Genomic DNA, 15,968 nt, shown 5'->3' on the forward strand with positions numbered 1-15,968 from the left:
GTCCTCAGGACACGTGCCGGCGCGCCCGCAGGGCCAGGCTCAACGCCAGTACCGTCTGCGGGTCGTCCAGGTCGGTGCCCAGCAACTCCCCGATCCGGGCGAGCCGGTTGTACAGCGTCTGCCGGTTGAGGTGCAGTTCGCGGGCCGTCTCCGCCTTGCGGCCGGCGTGCGCCAGATAGGTCTCCAGGGTCGGCAGCAGCGGAGGCCTGGAGCGCTGGTCGTGCTCGCGCAGCGGGCCGATCGCCCGGTCCACGAAGGACGCCAGGTCCGGGTGGTCGCGCAGCCGCCACAGCAGCAGGTCGATGTCGAGGCGCCGGGCGTCGTACCAGGGCCGGTCGGTCAGGCCCTGGGCCGCGGTCGCGGTCTCCGCCGCGTGCCGCAGCCCCGCCGAGGCCGCCGCCCAGCCGCCCGCCACCCCGACGACCACCACCGGCGGCGGCGAGCCCGGCCGGCGCATCCCGGCCCGTTCCACCCCCGCCCGCAGCGCCGCCGCCACCCGGTCCGCGACCGCGGCCCGCTCCGACTCCGAGCGCAGGCCCAGCAGCACCGGCACCCGGCCCTCCACCGGCCGCACCCCCAGCAGCACCGGCACCCCCACCGCGGCCAGCTCCTCGGAGACCGCGCGGGCCAGCACCGCCCAGCCGCCGCCCGGGGAGAGGCTGTCGCCGATCCGCATCACCACGGGCAGCAGCGGGCTGTCGCCGGGCTTGAAGCCGAGCACCCGGGCCTGCGCGGGGGCGTCCTCCGCCGCGATCCGCCCCTCGGCGAGATCGGTGAGGAAGTCACCGCGCCCGCGCGCCGCCAGCTCCTCCTCCTGCCGCGCCTGCATCAGCACCACGGCAAGGATCCCCGCGGCCCGCTCGGCGGCGATCCGGTGCACCGGGGCCAGCGGTGAACGGACCGGCAGCAGCACCAGCCGGGCGCGCACGGCACCGGCCGTCCCGGGCCCGCCGCCGGGCACGTCCACCAGCACCGACCCGGCGGGCGGCGGGGCCTGCTTGTGCGGGCCGCGCAGCCCCTCCCACACCTGGAGCGGGTCCGCGCCCTCCGGTCCGGCACCGGCGGCGTACAGCAGCCGGCCGTCGGCGGTCTCCAGGAACACCGGGTTGCCGCCGAAGCCGGCCAGGATGTCCAGCACCTGCGGCACCCCGCCCCCGCCCAGCAGGGCCTCGGTACAGCGCCGGTGCACCTCCTCCGCGCGCTGGAGCAGCGCGTAGTGGCCGTTGACGATCTCCGTGTGGATCTCCTCGGTCACCGCCACGAACGGCACCTCGCGGTGCAGCTGGACCAGCGGCAGCCCCGCCGCCCGCGCCGTGTCCACCAGGGCGGCGGGCAGCCGGGTGAAGCGCGGGCCCAGCTCCACCACGAGGGCGGCGATCCCGCGCTCGGCGAGGGTGCGCACGAACGCCCGCTGCTCGGCCGGCCGGGTGCCGAGGCCGTAGCCGGTGGTCAGCAGCAGCTCACCGCCCTTGAGCAGCGAGGCGATGTTCGGGACCTCGCCCGCGTGCACCCAGCGCACGGTGCGGCCGAGCCGGTCGGCGCCCGCCAGCACCTCCGGCAGCCCGCTGCGCAGCCCGGGCAGCTCCAGCGCCCGCTGCACGGTGATCCCGGCGCCCTGGTTGTCGGATCGGTGGTCCGTACGGCTGTGCATGCGGCGACGCTACCTGCGACGACGCCCTCAGGACAGCTCCCGCCCGGACCGGACGCCCCAGGAGGCTCCCGCCCGGACCGGACGCTCCAGGACGGCTCCCGCCCGGACCGGACGCCCCAGGACGGCTCCCGCCTAGACCGGACGGATGTTGTGGTTGAAGCGGAAGACGTTGTCGGGGTCGTAGCGCCGCTTCACCTTCGCCAGGCGCAGGGTGTTCCCGGCGCCCAGGCCCGCGCGGACCCGCTCGGGGCCCTCGTCGCCGATGAAGTTGAGGTACACCGCCCCCGTGCTCCACCGCCGCAGGCCGGCCCGCACGTCCCGCACCCAGCCGATCGCCCGCTCGTCGTCGGCCGGGTCCGGCCAGATCGCGAGCGGGTGCGCCGCCCAGGGCGCGTCCCGGCAGGGCACCGGGTACTCGTGCGGACCGGCCGCGACGGCCCCGCCCTGCGGGAAGAGCAGGTGCTGGGTGGGCGTCGGCACCGGCATGCCGTCCGCGCGGGCGCAGAAGGCGTCCACGGCCTCGTCCGGCAGCCCGGCCAGACACTCCGCCGACCAGTGGTTGCGCAGCCCCGCCGGCCGGTCGAGCATCGACTGCGCGTCGGCGTACGGCATGTCACCGGCCAGCTCCACCTCGTGCGGCAGGGCGAGCAGCGGCTCGGCGAGCTTGCGCAGTTCGTCCTCGCCGCCGGCGTAGGTCAGCAGGGCCGCGCACAGCGGCGCGCCCACCAGCTCCGGCGGGGTGAACCGGGCGGGCGGGCCGGTGAGGTACAGCACCGCGCCGCCCACCTCGTCCGGCCCGGTGCGGAAGATCTCGCGGAAGGTGCGGAGCACGTCCGGCCCGGCGTCCGGCAGGAACAGCAGCAGGACGACCGAGAACTCCGGCAGTTCGTGCAGCCGCAGGGTGAGCGCGGTGGCGACGCCGAAGTTGCCGCCTCCGCCGTGCAGCGCCCAGAACAGCTCGGGGTTCTCGTCGGCGCTCGCGTGCACCCGCTCGGCGTCGGCGCTCACCAGCTCCACGGCGATGAGGTTGTCCACGGCGAGGCCGAAGGCGCGGTCGAGCCAGCCGGTGCCCCCGCCGAGGACGTAACCGCCGACGCCGGTGGCGGAGTCCCGCCCGCCGGTGGTCGCGAGGCCGTACGGCTGGGTGGCGCGGTCCAGCCGGCCCATCGTGGCGCCGCCCTCGACCCGGACCGCCTCGGCCGCCGGATCGACGGTCACGTGGTGCATCCGGCGCAGGTCCACCACGAGCGCGCCGTCGCCGAGCGCCGTACCGGCCACGCCGTGGCCGCCGCCGCGCACCGCGATGTGCAGGTCGAGGTCCCTGCCGAAGCGCACGGCCCGCACCACGTCGGACGCGTCCGCGCACTGCGCGATCACCGCGGGCCGCCGGTCGACCGTCGCGTTGAAGACCGCCCTGGCCTCCTCGTAGCCCGGGTCCCCGGGGACGAGCACATCGCCGACCAGATCCTCGCGGAGCGCGGCGAGGGCCGCGCCCGCCTTCGAGAGGGAAGCCATGGCCGCCCCCTTCCGGAAGGGGCATCTGTCCGGTTCCAGGGTAGGCGGAGCGCGCCCCCGAACGGGCGCGGAAAGCCGCGCGACCGGCCACGACGGGACCGCGGACGCGGGCGGCAGCCCGCGCCGCGGCGGGAACGTCTAGCCCCCGTAGGCGCCCGACGCCGTCAGCCGCAGGGCCGTGTCGATCAGCGGGACGTGGCTGAACGCCTGCGGGAAGTTGCCCACCTGGCGCTTCAGGCGCGGGTCCCACTCCTCGGCGAGCAGACCGAGGTCGTTGCGCAGCGCGAGGAGCTTCTCGAACAGCTTGCGGGCCTCGTCCACCCGGCCGATCATCGCCAGGTCGTCCGCCATCCAGAACGAGCAGGCCAGGAACGCGCCCTCGTCACCCGGCAGGCCGTCGACGCCCTCGCGGTCGCCCTCCGTCGGGTAGCGCAGGATGAACCCGTCGGGGGTGGACAGCTCGCGCTGGATCGCCTCGATGGTGCCGATCACCCGCTTGTCGTCCGGCGGCAGGAAGCCCATCTGCGGGATGAGCAGCAGCGAGGCGTCCAGCTCCTGGGAGCCGTAGGACTGGGTGAAGGTGTTGCGCTCCTTGTCGTAGCCCTTCTCGCACACGTCCCGGTGGATGTCGTCGCGCAGTTCCTTCCAGCGCTCCAGCGGGCCGTCCGCGTCGCCGGACTCGATCAGCTTGATCGTGCGGTCGACGGCGACCCAGGCCATCACCTTGGAGTGCACGAAGTGCCGGCGCGGGCCGCGCACCTCCCAGATGCCCTCGTCCGGCTCCTGCCAGTGGTCCTCCAGGTAGCGGATGAGCTTCAGCTGGAGCAGGGAGGCGTAGTCGTTACGGGCGAGCCCGGTCATGTGGCCCAGGTGCAGGGCCTCGGTGACCTCGCCGTACACGTCCAGCTGGAGCTGGTGCGCGGCGCCGTTGCCGACCCGGACCGGGGCGGACTTCTCGTAGCCCGGCAGCCAGTCCAGCTCCGCCTCGCCCAGCTCGCGCTCACCGGCGATGCCGTACATGATCTGCAGGTTCTCCGGGTCGCCGGCGACCGCGCGCAGCAGCCACTCGCGCCAGGCGCGGGCCTCCTCGCGGTAGCCCGTGCGCAGCAGCGAGGACAGGGTGATCGCCGCGTCCCGCAGCCAGGTGTAGCGGTAGTCCCAGTTGCGCACGCCCCCGATGTCCTCGGGCAGGGAGGTCGTCGGGGCGGCGACGATGCCGCCCGTGGGGGCGTAGGTCAGCGCCTTGAGGGTGATCAGCGAGCGGATCACCGCCTCGCGGTACGGCCCGTGGTACGTACAGTGCTCGACCCACTCGCGCCAGAAGTCCTCCGTCGCCTCCAGCGAGGCCTCCGGCTCCGGCAGCGACGGCGGCTGCTTGTGCGAGGGCTGCCAGGAGATGGTGAACGCGATCCGGTCACCGGGGGCGACCGTGAAGTCGGCGTACGTCGTCAGCGCCTTGCCGTAGGTCTCGGCCTCGGTGTCGAACCACACCGAGTCCGGTCCGGCGACGGCCACCGTGCGCCCCTCGTGCTTGTGCACCCACGGCACCACCCGGCCGTAGGAGAACCGCATCCGCAGCGCCGAGCGCATCGGGACCCGGCCGGTGACGCCCTCCACGATCCGGATCAGCTGCGGGGCGCCGTCACGCGGAGGCATGAAATCGGTCACACGGACCGTGCCGCGCGGGGTGTCCCACTCGGATTCCAGGATCAGCGAGTCGCCGCGGTAGCTGCGCCGGGCGGCCGTGGGCGGCTCGGCGTCGGCGGCGTGCGCCGGTCCGAGCCGCCAGAAGCCGTGCTCCTCGGTGCCCAGCAGGCCGGCGAAGATGGCATGCGAGTCGAAGCGGGGCAGGCACAGCCAGTCCACCGTGCCATCCCGGCAGACCAGCGCCGCTGTCTGCATGTCTCCGATGAGTGCGTAGTCTTCGATGCGCCCGGCCACGTGCAACTCCAGTCGAACGGCCACGTCACACCCCCGCGCAGGGGGCTGTCGCTAGTGCGGTCAAGGGATCGTTGTTAAGCGTCGTTGAGCGGTGAAGCAAAGCAGCCCGCCGAGCCCTGAGGCAACACGACAGTCCTTGCTCAACGAACTGCCGCGCTCTCGTTGTTCCGGGTGATGTTGGCGGGGGTGTGCCGTCGTTCCGGCCGGGCTCGGCAGCCAATGTCCGAGCAGGATACGACGCACGTAGATGATCTGCGTGCCGCTCCGGGCAACCCGTGTGAGCCGAACGGGTGAGCACCGGGTGAGGACAGTGTGTCCGCAGTCTGTCCGGAGTGACAACGGTGACCTGTGCGGCTGCCCGTTGTGCACGGGCGGGTGCGAAGGGTGGCCGGGAGCCATCCCGCCCAGGCGCTGATACGCTGGTAGCCCGTGGACCGGTGGGAGAAAACCCCCGAACCGCAGCGACGGCACCCCCGGAGTCACCCGGGAGGGTCGCCGTATCGCACCCCCCAGACCGCGACCACGGGAGCCCCCTCTTGGCCATGCCGCCCAACACCACGACGACCAAGCACATCTTCGTGACCGGGGGTGTCGCCTCCTCGCTCGGCAAGGGTCTGACCGCCTCCAGCCTGGGCATGCTGCTCAAGGCGCGGGGTCTGCGTGTCGTGATGCAGAAACTCGACCCGTACCTGAACGTCGACCCGGGCACGATGAACCCCTTCCAGCACGGTGAGGTGTTCGTCACCAACGACGGCGCCGAGACCGACCTGGACATCGGCCACTACGAGCGGTTCCTCGACCGTGACCTGGACGGCAGCGCCAACGTCACCACCGGCCAGGTCTACTCCACGGTGATCGCCAAGGAGCGCCGCGGCGAGTACCTGGGCGACACGGTGCAGGTCATCCCGCACATCACCAACGAGATCAAGCACCGCATCCGGCGCATGGCCACCGACGAGGTCGACGTCGTCATCACCGAGGTCGGCGGCACGGTCGGCGACATCGAGTCGCTGCCGTTCCTGGAGACCGTCCGCCAGGTCCGCCACGAGGTCGGCCGGGACAACGTCTTCGTGGTGCACATCTCGCTGCTGCCCTACATCGGCCCGTCCGGTGAGCTGAAGACCAAGCCCACCCAGCACTCGGTGGCCGCGCTGCGGAACATCGGCATCCAGCCGGACGCGATCGTGCTGCGCTGCGACCGGGAGGTGCCGACCGCGATCAAGCGGAAGATCTCCCTGATGTGCGACGTCGACGAGGCCGCCGTCGTCGCCTGCCCCGACGCCCGCTCGATCTACGACATCCCGAAGGTCGTGCACTCCGAGGGCCTGGACGCCTATGTCGTCCGCAAGCTCGACCTGCCCTTCCGGGACGTGGACTGGACGACCTGGGACGACCTGCTCGACCGCGTCCACAACCCCGACCACGAGGTCACCCTGGCGCTGGTCGGCAAGTACATCGACCTGCCCGACGCCTACCTGTCGGTCACCGAGGCGCTGCGCGCGGGCGGCTTCGCCAACAAGGCCCGCGTGAAGATCAAGTGGGTCACCTCGGACGACTGCAAGACCCCGGCCGGGGCCAAGGCCCAGCTCGAGGACGTGGACGGCGTCTGCATCCCCGGCGGCTTCGGCGACCGCGGTGTGCTCGGCAAGGTCGGCGCGATCCGCTACGCCCGGGAGAACAGGATCCCGCTGCTCGGCCTCTGCCTGGGCCTGCAGTGCATCGTCATCGAGGCCGCCCGCAACCTGGCCGACATCCCGGACGCCAATTCCACCGAGTTCGACCCCGCCACCGCCCACCCGGTCATCTCCACCATGGCCGAGCAGCTCGACATCGTCGCCGGCGAGGGTGACATGGGCGGCACGATGCGGCTGGGCATGTACCCGGCCAAGCTGGCCGAGGGCTCGATCGTGCGTGAGGTCTACGACGGCAAGGAGTACGTCGAGGAGCGCCACCGGCACCGCTACGAGGTGAACAACGCCTACCGCGCGGAACTGGAGAAGAAGGCCGGCCTCGTCTTCTCCGGCACCTCCCCCGACGGCAAGCTCGTGGAGTACGTGGAGTACCCGCGCGACGTCCACCCGTACCTGGTCGCCACGCAGGCGCACCCCGAGCTGCGCTCGCGGCCGACCCGCGCGAACCCGCTCTTCGCCGGGCTGGTGAAGGCCGCGGTCGAGCGGAAGAACTCGAACTGACACACCGGTTGTACGGTGGCCGGGGTGCGAACCTTCAAAGGTGAGCGCCCCGGCTTTCTTTGTCGGCCGGTCGTCTCGCACAGCACGTGGAAGGACAGGGCATGACGATCAAGGACACCCCCGAGGAATGGGAGGTCCGGGCCACGGACACCCCCTTCGTGGGCAACAAGACCTCCGTCCGCACGGACGACGTGGTCATGCCCGACGGGTCGGTGGCCCGCCGTGACTACCAGGTCCACCCCGGCTCCGTGGCCGTCCTCGCCCTGGACGAGGAGGACCGGGTGCTGCTGATCAACCAGTACCGGCACCCGGTGCGGCACAAGCTGTGGGAGATCCCGGCGGGGCTGCTGGACGTGCCCGGCGAGAACCCGCTGCACGCCGCGCAGCGGGAGCTGTACGAGGAGGCGCACGTCAAGGCCGAGGACTGGCGGGTGCTGACCGACGTCTACACCACCCCGGGCGGCTGCGACGAGGCCGTACGGATCTTCCTGGCCCGCGGCCTGTCCGACGCCGAGGGCGAGCGCTTCGCGGCGGAGCACGAGGAGACCGACATGCAGCACGCGCGCGTGCCGGTCGAGGAACTGGTGCGCCGCGTCCTGGCCGGGGACCTGCACAACAACTGCCTCGTGGTGGGCGTGCTCTCCCTGGTCGCAGCCCGCGGCGGGGACGGCCTCGACGCGCTGCGCCCCGCCGACGCGCCCTGGCCGGCACGCCCCTTCGAGAACTGACCGGCCCCGGCGCAGGGCCCGGCCGGCCTGCCTGGGGCGCGGCTCGGCTCGTCCGCGGCCCGCATCCGGCTGTCCGGGACGTGGGTGCGGCCTGGCCTGTCCGGAGCCTGGCCCGGCCCGTCCGGGATGCGCCCCGGCTCGTCGGGGGCCTGTCCGGCGCGTCTGGGCCCGGCCCTACCTAGTCCGGGGGTCCGGCCCGGCCGTCCGGAATCTGACCGCCCCGCCCGTCCGGCACTCGCCCACGTCCGGAACCTGAGCGGCCTGTCCGGCCTGGCCCGGCCCGCCCGGGATGCGACGCGGCTCGTCCGGGGACGTGACGGGAGCGTCTGGGACCGACCCGCTCCCTCCCGGGCCCGGCCCTGCCTGTCTGTGGGCGACCCGGCCCGTCCGGGACCTGGCCCGCCCTGTCCGGAGCCGACCTTGCCTGTCCGGGCCCCGGTCCGGCCTGGCCGGGATGCGGCCCGGAGCGTCCGGGACCTGACCCGTTCCCCTTCGGGACCCGTCCCCTTCAGGGCCTGACCCGCCCCCCGGAACCCGTCCCGCCCCCTTCGGCACCTCGCCCTTCCCCCGGCACCCGTCCGGGGCCATCCAGGACCCGATCTGCCTCCTCCCGGACCCGCCCCGGGCCGTTCGGGCTGCCGGTGTGACGATCGCCTGATCCGATCGGGCGATCCCTCCGCCGCGCTATTCCGGGAACGTCGCAGAGCGTGAACTAGGCTCTTCAACGCCCGTATCGGAAGACACCGGCGGGCTTGCGCGTGCGGTGGGACGGGAGTGTGGCCCGTGACGGATCAGGCGGTGGACCCAGACGGTGCGGAGCGGACCGCGCACTCGGCCAGGGAGGACCGATTCCTGGGCCGGACGCGGGAGTTGAAGGAGCTGCGCGCCGACATCGAGCGCGCCGGACTGGACACCCTCTCCGGCCGAAAGGCCCCCCGCGCGCGCGTGCTCCTGATCGCCGGCCGCCCCGGCTCCGGCCGGACAACCCTCGCCGAGCAACTCGTCCGGCAGATCGCCGGCCGCTACCCCGACGGAGTGCTGCGGGCCCGGCTCAGCGAGCCCGGCGGCACCCCGGTGCCCGTCGAGCAGGCCGCCCGCGACCTGCTCGCCGCACTGGAGCTGCCCGCCCCCGCCGGAGCCGCCGAGGACGACCTGGCCGCGGCCCTGCGCGCCGCCCTCGCCGGCCGGCGGATGCTGCTCCTGCTGGACGACGCGGCCGGCGCCGAGCAGGTCGACGCGCTGCTCCCGGACACCCCGGACTGCCTGGTGGTGGCCGTCTCCGGGGGCCCGCTCACCGGCATCGCGGACGTCCGCCCCTGCACGATCGGCGGCCTGGACACCAAGTCCGCGGTGGAACTGCTCACCGGCTACGCCGGCGCCGTCCGCGTCACCGTCGACCCGCGCTCGGCGGAGGCCCTGGCAGAGGCCTGCCAGGGCCACCCGGCCGCGCTGGTGCTGGCCGGCGGCTGGCTCGCCGCCCGCCCCCAGGCCGCCGTCTCCGACCTCGCCAAGCGGCTGCACACCGACGCCGGCGCGGACGGCACCCCGCTCTCCCGCGTCTTCCGGCTCGTGTACGACCAGCTGCCCGCCCCGGCCGCCCGCATACTGCGGCTGCTCTGCCTCGCCCCGGCCGGCCTGGCCGACCCGCACACGGCCTCCGCGCTCGCCGGCTGCTCGGTCGACGCCGCCCGCACCACCCTGGACGACCTCGTCGCCCTCGGCCTGCTGCGCGCGCTGGACACCCCGCTGCCCCAGTACGAGGTCCCCGGCTGTCTGCACCCGCTGCTGCGCGCCCTGGCCGAGACCCAGGAGCGGCCCGCCGAGTTGCAGCTGGCCCGGGCCCGGATGCTGGAGCGGACGGTACGGCTGCTGCAGTCCTGCCGGGCGATCACCGAGACCGACAGCCCGCAGGCGCGGGAGAAGCTGAGCGGCCTGCCGCCCGCGCTGCGCTTCCCGACCCCGCGGGCCGCCGCCGACTGGCTGCACATCCGGCGGCCCGCCCTGCTGGCGTCCGCCCGCCTGGCGGTGGCCGACGGCGAGCTGGACACCCTCGCCAGGCGGCTGATGTCCCAGCTGGTCAGGGCCCTGGCCGCGCACGTCGGCACGCAGGCCGCCGCCCCCGACCTGTACGGACTGCACGGCCTCGTCCTGGACGTCGCCGAGCGGCGCGGGCTGCCGCGGGAGAGGGCCGCGGCCCTGCTGAACCTGGGCGACCTGGACGCGCAGACCGGCCGGACCCGGGAGGCGCTGGTCCGCTACCGGGCCGCCCTGGACGCCGGACGGGAGGCGAACGACCCGTACGCGACCGGCCGCGCGATGGAATCCGTAGGCGGCGCGTACCAGGAGCTGGGCGACCACGACCGGGCCGCCGACTGGTTCGGCCGGGCGCTGGCCGAGCGGCTGGCCCGGGGTGAGCACCCGGAGGCGGCCCGGCTGTACGGCCGCATCGGCACCGCCCACACCTACGCCGGCCGGTACGGGGAGGCGCTGCGGAACTGGCGGGCCGCCCTCGCCGGCTACCGCAGGAGCGGCGATGTCGCCGCCAGCGCGCGGGCGTTGAGCGAGATCGCCCGGGTGCAGGAGTACGCGGGGAGGCCCGAGGAGTCGCTGCGCACCTGCCAGGAGGCCGTGGAGTGGGCGCGGCGCGCCGAGGACCGCCGGTTGCAGGCCGCGCTCCAGCTGCGGCTCGCCGACACCCTGGACCGGCTGGGCGACCCCGCGTCGGCCCGCCTGCACCGCGCAGCGGCGGAGCGCATGCTGGGTGAGGAGCCATCGGAAGAGGACGCAGGGCCGGAACACGGTGCTAACGCCTGCGAAATCCGTAGTGCTTCCAGCGAAGATTGATGCAATGGAAGGCTAGACAGCCGGAACACCTTCATTAAACTGGCTCTGCCGCTCGTTCTCCTGCGGTGTCTCCCGGTATGCCCCCGCATGTCTGGGTACGTCTGTATTGCACCCCCCTACCCTCTGAGCCAAGGACCGTGATCGACGTGAAGGTCGGCATCCCCCGCGAGGTCAAGAACAACGAGTTCCGGGTGGCCATCACCCCCGCCGGTGTGCACGAGCTGGTGCGCAACGGCCACCAGGTCGTCGTCGAGCGGGGCGCCGGCCTCGGCTCCTCCATCACGGACGAGGAGTACTCCTCCGCCGGTGCCGCCATCCTCGACACGGCCGACGAGGTGTGGGCCGCCGCCGACCTGCTGCTGAAGGTCAAGGAGCCCATCGCCGAGGAGTACCACCGGCTGCGCAAGGACCAGATCCTCTTCACCTACCTGCACCTGGCCGCCTCCAAGGAGTGCACGGACGCGCTGATCGAGTCCGGCACCACGGCCATCGCCTACGAGACCGTCGAGCTGCCGAACCGCGCCCTGCCGCTGCTCGCCCCGATGTCCGAGGTCGCGGGCCGGCTGGCCCCGCAGGTCGGCGCCTACCACCTGATGCGCGCGGCCGGCGGCCGCGGCGTGCTGCCGGGCGGCGTCCCGGGTGTGACCCCGGCCAAGGCCGTGGTCATCGGCGGCGGTGTCTCCGGCTGGAACGCCACCCAGGTCGCCATCGGCATGGGCTTCGAGGTGACCCTGCTCGACCGCGACATCAACAAGCTGCGCGAGGCCGACCGGATCTTCGGCACGAAGGTCAAGGCGATCATGTCCAACGCCTTCGAACTCGAGAAGGCCGTCCTCGACGCCGACCTCGTCATCGGCGCGGTCCTCATCCCGGGCGCCAAGGCCCCGAAGCTGGTGACCAACGAGATGGTGTCCCGGATGAAGCCGGGAAGTGTCCTTGTCGACATCGCGATCGACCAGGGCGGCTGCTTCGAGGACTCCCGCCCCACCACGCACGCCGAGCCGACCTTCCGCGTCCACAACTCGGTCTTCTACTGCGTCGCCAACATGCCGGGCGCGGTGCCCAACACCTCCACCAACGCCCTCACCAACGCGACGCTGCCGTACATCGTCTCCGTGGCCAACAACGGCTGGGTGGAGGCGCTGCGCCGCGACCCCGCGCTCGCCAAGGGTCTCAACACCCATGACGGCAAGGTGGTTTACAAGGAGGTCGCCGAGGCCCACGGGCTGGACCACGTCGAGCTGGAGAGCCTTCTCGGCTGACCCAAAAGGCGATTCGTCAACACGGTTCGTCAACAGCGCGCACCCGGCCGGACCTTGCCCGACAAGGTCCGGCCGGGTGTGTGTATGGTCACTTTGCGGCTCTCGGCCAACTCGCCTCGAACGTAACCCTTCGACCGATTCGCACACCGGTGAAACCTGCTGTGCGACGGCCGTACGCCCTTGACAGCGGGATGTTTCATTGCCGACACATCCTGCCGGGTCCGGCGGATTGTGTTGCTGCGGACGCCCGACACGCCATAGAGTCGCCAACCGTCGGCATGGTGCCACGCTGACCTTGTCTAGAAGTTTCCTGGTCACCAAGGAGGTAAGACGACTTGTGAATGAGTCGACATTTTCTCCCGGGGGTGGTCGACCAGGAATGCCCGCAGGGGGCCATGGCCCCGCGGGATCCGAGGCTGTCGGCTCCGTAGCTGTGCGCACCTTCGCAGCCCACCAGAGTTCCGGTCCGCAGGCGGCCGGGACAGCACACCCGAGCATGGATGGCCATCACGTGAACGCCATGGCCGGCGACGGAAGTGGCGCGCCCCACAACCACTTCGCCGACTACGACGAACTGCCCGAGGGGCACTTCTACGACCCCGACGCCGAGTACGAGCCCGATCCCGAGTACGCGGCCACGCTCGCGCCCGACGCGGCCCGCCAGCGCCGTGAGCGCATCGGCCCGACCGGACGCCCGCTGCCGTACTTCCCGATCCCGGGCCCGCTGACCGACCACGGCCCCGCGACGATCATCGCGATGTGCAACCAGAAGGGCGGCGTCGGCAAGACGACGTCGACCATCAACCTGGGTGCCGCGCTCGCGGAGTACGGCCGGCGCGTGCTGCTCGTGGACTTCGACCCGCAGGGCGCGCTGTCGGTCGGTCTCGGCGTCAACCCGATGGAGCTGGACCTCACCGTCTACAACCTGCTCATGGAGCGGGGCATGTCGGCGGACGAGGTCCTGCTGAAGACGGCGGTCCCCAACATGGACCTGCTGCCGTCCAACATCGACCTGTCCGCCGCCGAGGTCCAGCTGGTCTCCGAGGTCGCGCGCGAGTCGACGCTCCAGCGCGCCCTGAAGCCGCTGCTGCCCGACTACGACTACATCGTCATCGACTGCCAGCCCTCGCTCGGTCTGCTCACCGTCAACGCGCTGACGGCCGCGCACAAGGTGATCGTGCCGCTGGAGTGCGAGTTCTTCGCCCTGCGCGGTGTGGCCCTGCTGACCGAGACCATCGAGAAGGTCCAGGAGCGGCTCAACCCCGAGCTGGAGCTCGACGGCATCCTCGCCACGATGTACGACTCGCGCACCGTGCACAGCCGTGAGGTGCTGGCGCGTGTCGTCGAGGCGTTCGACGACCACGTGTACCACACGGTCATCGGCCGCACGGTCCGCTTCCCGGAGACCACGGTCGCCGGTGAGCCGATCACCACGTACGCCTCCAACTCCGTCGGTGCCGCCGCCTACCGCCAGCTCGCCAGGGAGGTGCTCGCCCGGTGTCACGCCGAGTGAGTCTGCCCGGGGCCGACGAACTGTTCCGCACGACCGGGGGGATGGCGCTCCAGCCTTCCACGCCCCGCCGCGCGGCCAACGGCGAGGCCCGGGTGCCGGCTCCCGCGGGGGAGAGCGACGAGGCGGCCGCCGCCGAGGACGTACCGCAGGCGGTTCCCGTCCAGAGCGGTGACGGAGAGGGCGCGGAGCACGTGGCGGCGGAGGCCGAGTCGGCCGAGGCCGGCGAGTCCCGCACCCGTCCGGCACGCCGGCAGGCGGCGCAGGAAGGTTCTGCCGCGCAGCCGCGCAAGCGCGGACGGGCGGCGGCCCGGCGGCCCAGCGGGCGCGAGCGGCACGACGAGAAGATCACCGTCTACGTCTCCGCCGAGGAGCTGATGGACCTGGAGCACGCGCGGCTGGTGCTCCGCGGCGAGCACGGGCTCGCGGTGGACCGCGGCCGGATCGTCCGCGAGGCGGTGGCCGTGGTCCTGGCCGACCTGGAGTCCCGCGGTGACGCGAGCATCCTCGTGCGCCGGCTGCGCGGACGGTAGCGGTAGCCTGCGGGGGCTATGACCTCGTATGGAGCCCCTGTCCCCGGCGCATCCGCCGGCCGTCGGCGTGCGCTGGGGCGAGGGCCGGGAACCGCGCCGGACGAGCCGGCCGCCGTACCCGCCGAGGCTCCCGAACGGGAGCTGCCGGAGCCGGAACCCGCCGGATCCGCGCCGGAGCCGGAGTCGGAGCTGCCCGCGCCCGAGCCGGAGCTGCCGGAGCCCGAGCTGCCCGAGCCCGCGCCGGAACGAGCAGCACCCGCACCGGAACGCGCCGAGTCCGGGCCCGCCGGGTCCGAGCCCGCTTCCGACGGCGTCTTCACGGTCCGCCTCGCGAACTTCGAGGGCCCCTTCGACCTGCTCCTCCAGCTGATCTCCAAGCACAAGCTGGACGTCACCGAGGTCGCCCTGTCGAAGGTCACCGACGAGTTCATGGCGCACATCCGGGCCATGGGGGCCGACTGGGACCTGGACCAGACCACGGAGTTCCTGGTCGTCGCGGCCACGCTGCTCGACCTGAAGGCAGCCCGGCTGCTGCCCGCCGCCGAGGTGGAGGACGAGGCCGACCTGGCGCTGCTGGAGGCCCGGGACCTGCTGTTCGCCCGGCTGCTGCAGTACCGCGCCTACAAGCAGATCGCCGACATCTTCGACCGGCGCCTCGACGACGAGGCCCGGCGCCGGCCCCGTACCGTAGGCCTCGAACCGCAGCACGCCGAGCTGCTGCCCGAGGTCGTCATCAGCATCGGCCCCGAGGGTTTCGCGAGGCTCGCCGTCAAGGCCATGCAGCCGAGGCCCAGGCCGCGGGTCTACGTCGACCACATCCACGCCCCGCTGGTCAGCGTGCAGGAGCAGGCCGGGATCGTGGTGGCGCGGCTGCGCGAGCTGGGCGAGGCCAGCTTCCGGGCGCTGATCGAGGACACCGACGACACGCTCACCGTCGTGGCGCGGTTCCTCGCCCTGCTGGAGCTGTACCGGGAGAAGGCCGTGGCCCTGGAGCAGGAGACCGCGCTGGGGGAGCTGACCGTGCGCTGGACCGGCGGGGACACGGACGCGGCACCCAGGGTCACCGACGAGTTCGACCGGCCGCCCGAGCCGCCCAAGGAGCCCGAGCCGCCCAAGGAGGAGGAGAAGCCGTGAGTGAGCAGACCGCCGAGGTCCCGGCCGGGCTGCGGACCGTCGCCGGCCTCGACCTCAAGCCCGCCCTGGAGGCGATGCTCATGGTCGTGGACGAGCCCGCGACCGAGGAGCACCTGGCGAAGATCCTGGAGCGTCCCAAGCGGCAGGTCGCCGACGCCCTGCGCGAGCTGGCCGACGAGTACACCGTGCAGGGCCGCGGCTTCGAGCTGCGGTTCGTCGCCGGCGGCTGGCGCTTCTACACCCGTGCCGCCTACGCGCCCGCCGTCGAGCGGCTGGTCCTGGACGGCCAGACCGCCCGGCTCACCCAGGCCGCGCTGGAGACCCTGGCGGTCGTCGCCTACCGCCAGCCGGTCAGCCGCAGCCGGGTCTCCGCCGTGCGCGGGGTGAACTGCGACGGCGTCATGCGCACCCTCCTCCAGCGCGGTCTGGTCGAGGAGGCGGGCACGGAACCCGAAACAGGTGCGATCCTGTACAGGACGACGAACTACTTCCTGGAGCGGATGGGCCTGCGCGGCCTGGACGAACTCCCGGAGCTCGCGCCCTTCCTCCCGGAGGCGGAGGCGATCGAGGCCGAGACCCAGGAGGGGGTGCCGTCGTTCGACCCGGACGCGCCCGACGCGCCCGGCGGTCAGGACGCAGACGACTAAGACGGAAACCT

Annotated in this window: 11 protein-coding genes; 8 read left to right on the plus strand and 3 right to left on the minus strand. The window is 73.0% G+C overall.

Features of this window, described 5'->3' with window-relative positions; translation table 11 throughout:
- Positions 1–4 precede the first annotated feature (4 nt).
- The 3 genes from LG395_RS22620 to LG395_RS22630 all read right to left on the minus strand — a co-directional run bounded on the left by LG395_RS22620 (position 5) and on the right by LG395_RS22630 (position 5,107).
- Positions 5–1,651 (minus strand): PucR family transcriptional regulator, encoded by a 1,647-nt coding sequence (locus LG395_RS22620; protein WP_225811021.1) that lies wholly within the window; start codon positions 1,649–1,651, stop codon positions 5–7.
- Positions 1,652–1,783: 132 nt separating this feature from the next.
- Complete coding sequence (locus LG395_RS22625) at positions 1,784–3,166, minus strand: FAD-binding oxidoreductase (RefSeq protein WP_225811022.1); 1,383 nt, start codon at positions 3,164–3,166, stop codon at positions 1,784–1,786.
- A gap of 138 nt (positions 3,167–3,304) precedes the next feature.
- The gene (locus LG395_RS22630; RefSeq protein ID WP_171160114.1) at positions 3,305–5,107 is read right to left on the minus strand and encodes a glycoside hydrolase family 15 protein; all 1,803 of its coding nucleotides are present in this window, start codon (positions 5,105–5,107) and stop codon (positions 3,305–3,307) included.
- 542 nt (positions 5,108–5,649) lie between these two features.
- On the opposite strand from LG395_RS22630, the gene pyrG reads away from it, so the two are divergent.
- The 8 genes from pyrG to scpB all read left to right on the plus strand — a co-directional run bounded on the left by pyrG (position 5,650) and on the right by scpB (position 15,957).
- Positions 5,650–7,299 (plus strand): CTP synthase, encoded by a 1,650-nt coding sequence (gene pyrG, locus LG395_RS22635; protein WP_171157695.1) that lies wholly within the window; start codon positions 5,650–5,652, stop codon positions 7,297–7,299.
- 101 nt (positions 7,300–7,400) lie between these two features.
- Positions 7,401–8,027 carry an NUDIX domain-containing protein gene (locus LG395_RS22640; protein ID WP_171157697.1) on the plus strand — a complete coding sequence of 209 codons (627 nt, stop codon included), beginning with the start codon at positions 7,401–7,403 and terminating at the stop codon, positions 8,025–8,027.
- 783 nt (positions 8,028–8,810) lie between these two features.
- Positions 8,811–10,871, plus strand: a complete 2,061-nt coding sequence (locus LG395_RS22645) for a tetratricopeptide repeat protein (RefSeq protein ID WP_171157699.1) — start codon at positions 8,811–8,813, stop codon at positions 10,869–10,871.
- 146 nt (positions 10,872–11,017) lie between these two features.
- A complete protein-coding gene (gene ald, locus LG395_RS22650; RefSeq protein ID WP_225811161.1) occupies positions 11,018–12,133 on the plus strand; it encodes an alanine dehydrogenase in 1,116 nt (371 codons plus the stop codon).
- Positions 12,134–12,512: 379 nt separating this feature from the next.
- Entirely contained in the window at positions 12,513–13,646 is a 1,134-nt protein-coding gene (locus LG395_RS22655) for a ParA family protein (RefSeq protein ID WP_171157702.1), read from the plus strand.
- Positions 13,631–14,176, plus strand: a complete 546-nt coding sequence (locus tag LG395_RS22660; RefSeq protein WP_171157704.1) for a hypothetical protein — start codon at positions 13,631–13,633, stop codon at positions 14,174–14,176. Before LG395_RS22655 ends, LG395_RS22660 begins: the two co-directional genes overlap by 16 nt.
- 18 nt (positions 14,177–14,194) lie before the next feature.
- On the plus strand, positions 14,195–15,310 hold the full coding sequence (locus LG395_RS22665) for a segregation and condensation protein A (RefSeq protein ID WP_225811023.1): 1,116 nt from the start codon (positions 14,195–14,197) through the stop codon (positions 15,308–15,310).
- The gene (scpB, locus tag LG395_RS22670; RefSeq protein ID WP_171157708.1) at positions 15,307–15,957 is read left to right on the plus strand and encodes an SMC-Scp complex subunit ScpB; all 651 of its coding nucleotides are present in this window, start codon (positions 15,307–15,309) and stop codon (positions 15,955–15,957) included. The genes LG395_RS22665 and scpB overlap by 4 nt, the downstream gene beginning before the upstream one ends.
- Positions 15,958–15,968 lie beyond the last annotated feature (11 nt).

This window comes from Streptomyces spinosus (assembly GCF_020400655.1).
GTDB classification, from domain to species: Bacteria; Actinomycetota; Actinomycetes; order Streptomycetales; family Streptomycetaceae; genus Streptomyces; species Streptomyces argyrophylli.

Coding starts and splice junctions, on each gene's coding strand:
- LG395_RS22665 (WP_225811023.1), top strand. CDS start 14,195: ATGACCTCGTATGGAGCCCCTGTCCCCGGCGCATCCGCCGGCCGTCGG.
- LG395_RS22655 (WP_171157702.1), top strand. CDS start 12,513: ATGCCCGCAGGGGGCCATGGCCCCGCGGGATCCGAGGCTGTCGGCTCC.
- pyrG (WP_171157695.1), top strand. CDS start 5,650: ATGCCGCCCAACACCACGACGACCAAGCACATCTTCGTGACCGGGGGT.
- LG395_RS22620 (WP_225811021.1), bottom strand. CDS start 1,651: ATGCACAGCCGTACGGACCACCGATCCGACAACCAGGGCGCCGGGATC.
- LG395_RS22625 (WP_225811022.1), bottom strand. CDS start 3,166: ATGGCTTCCCTCTCGAAGGCGGGCGCGGCCCTCGCCGCGCTCCGCGAG.
- LG395_RS22640 (WP_171157697.1), top strand. CDS start 7,401: ATGACGATCAAGGACACCCCCGAGGAATGGGAGGTCCGGGCCACGGAC.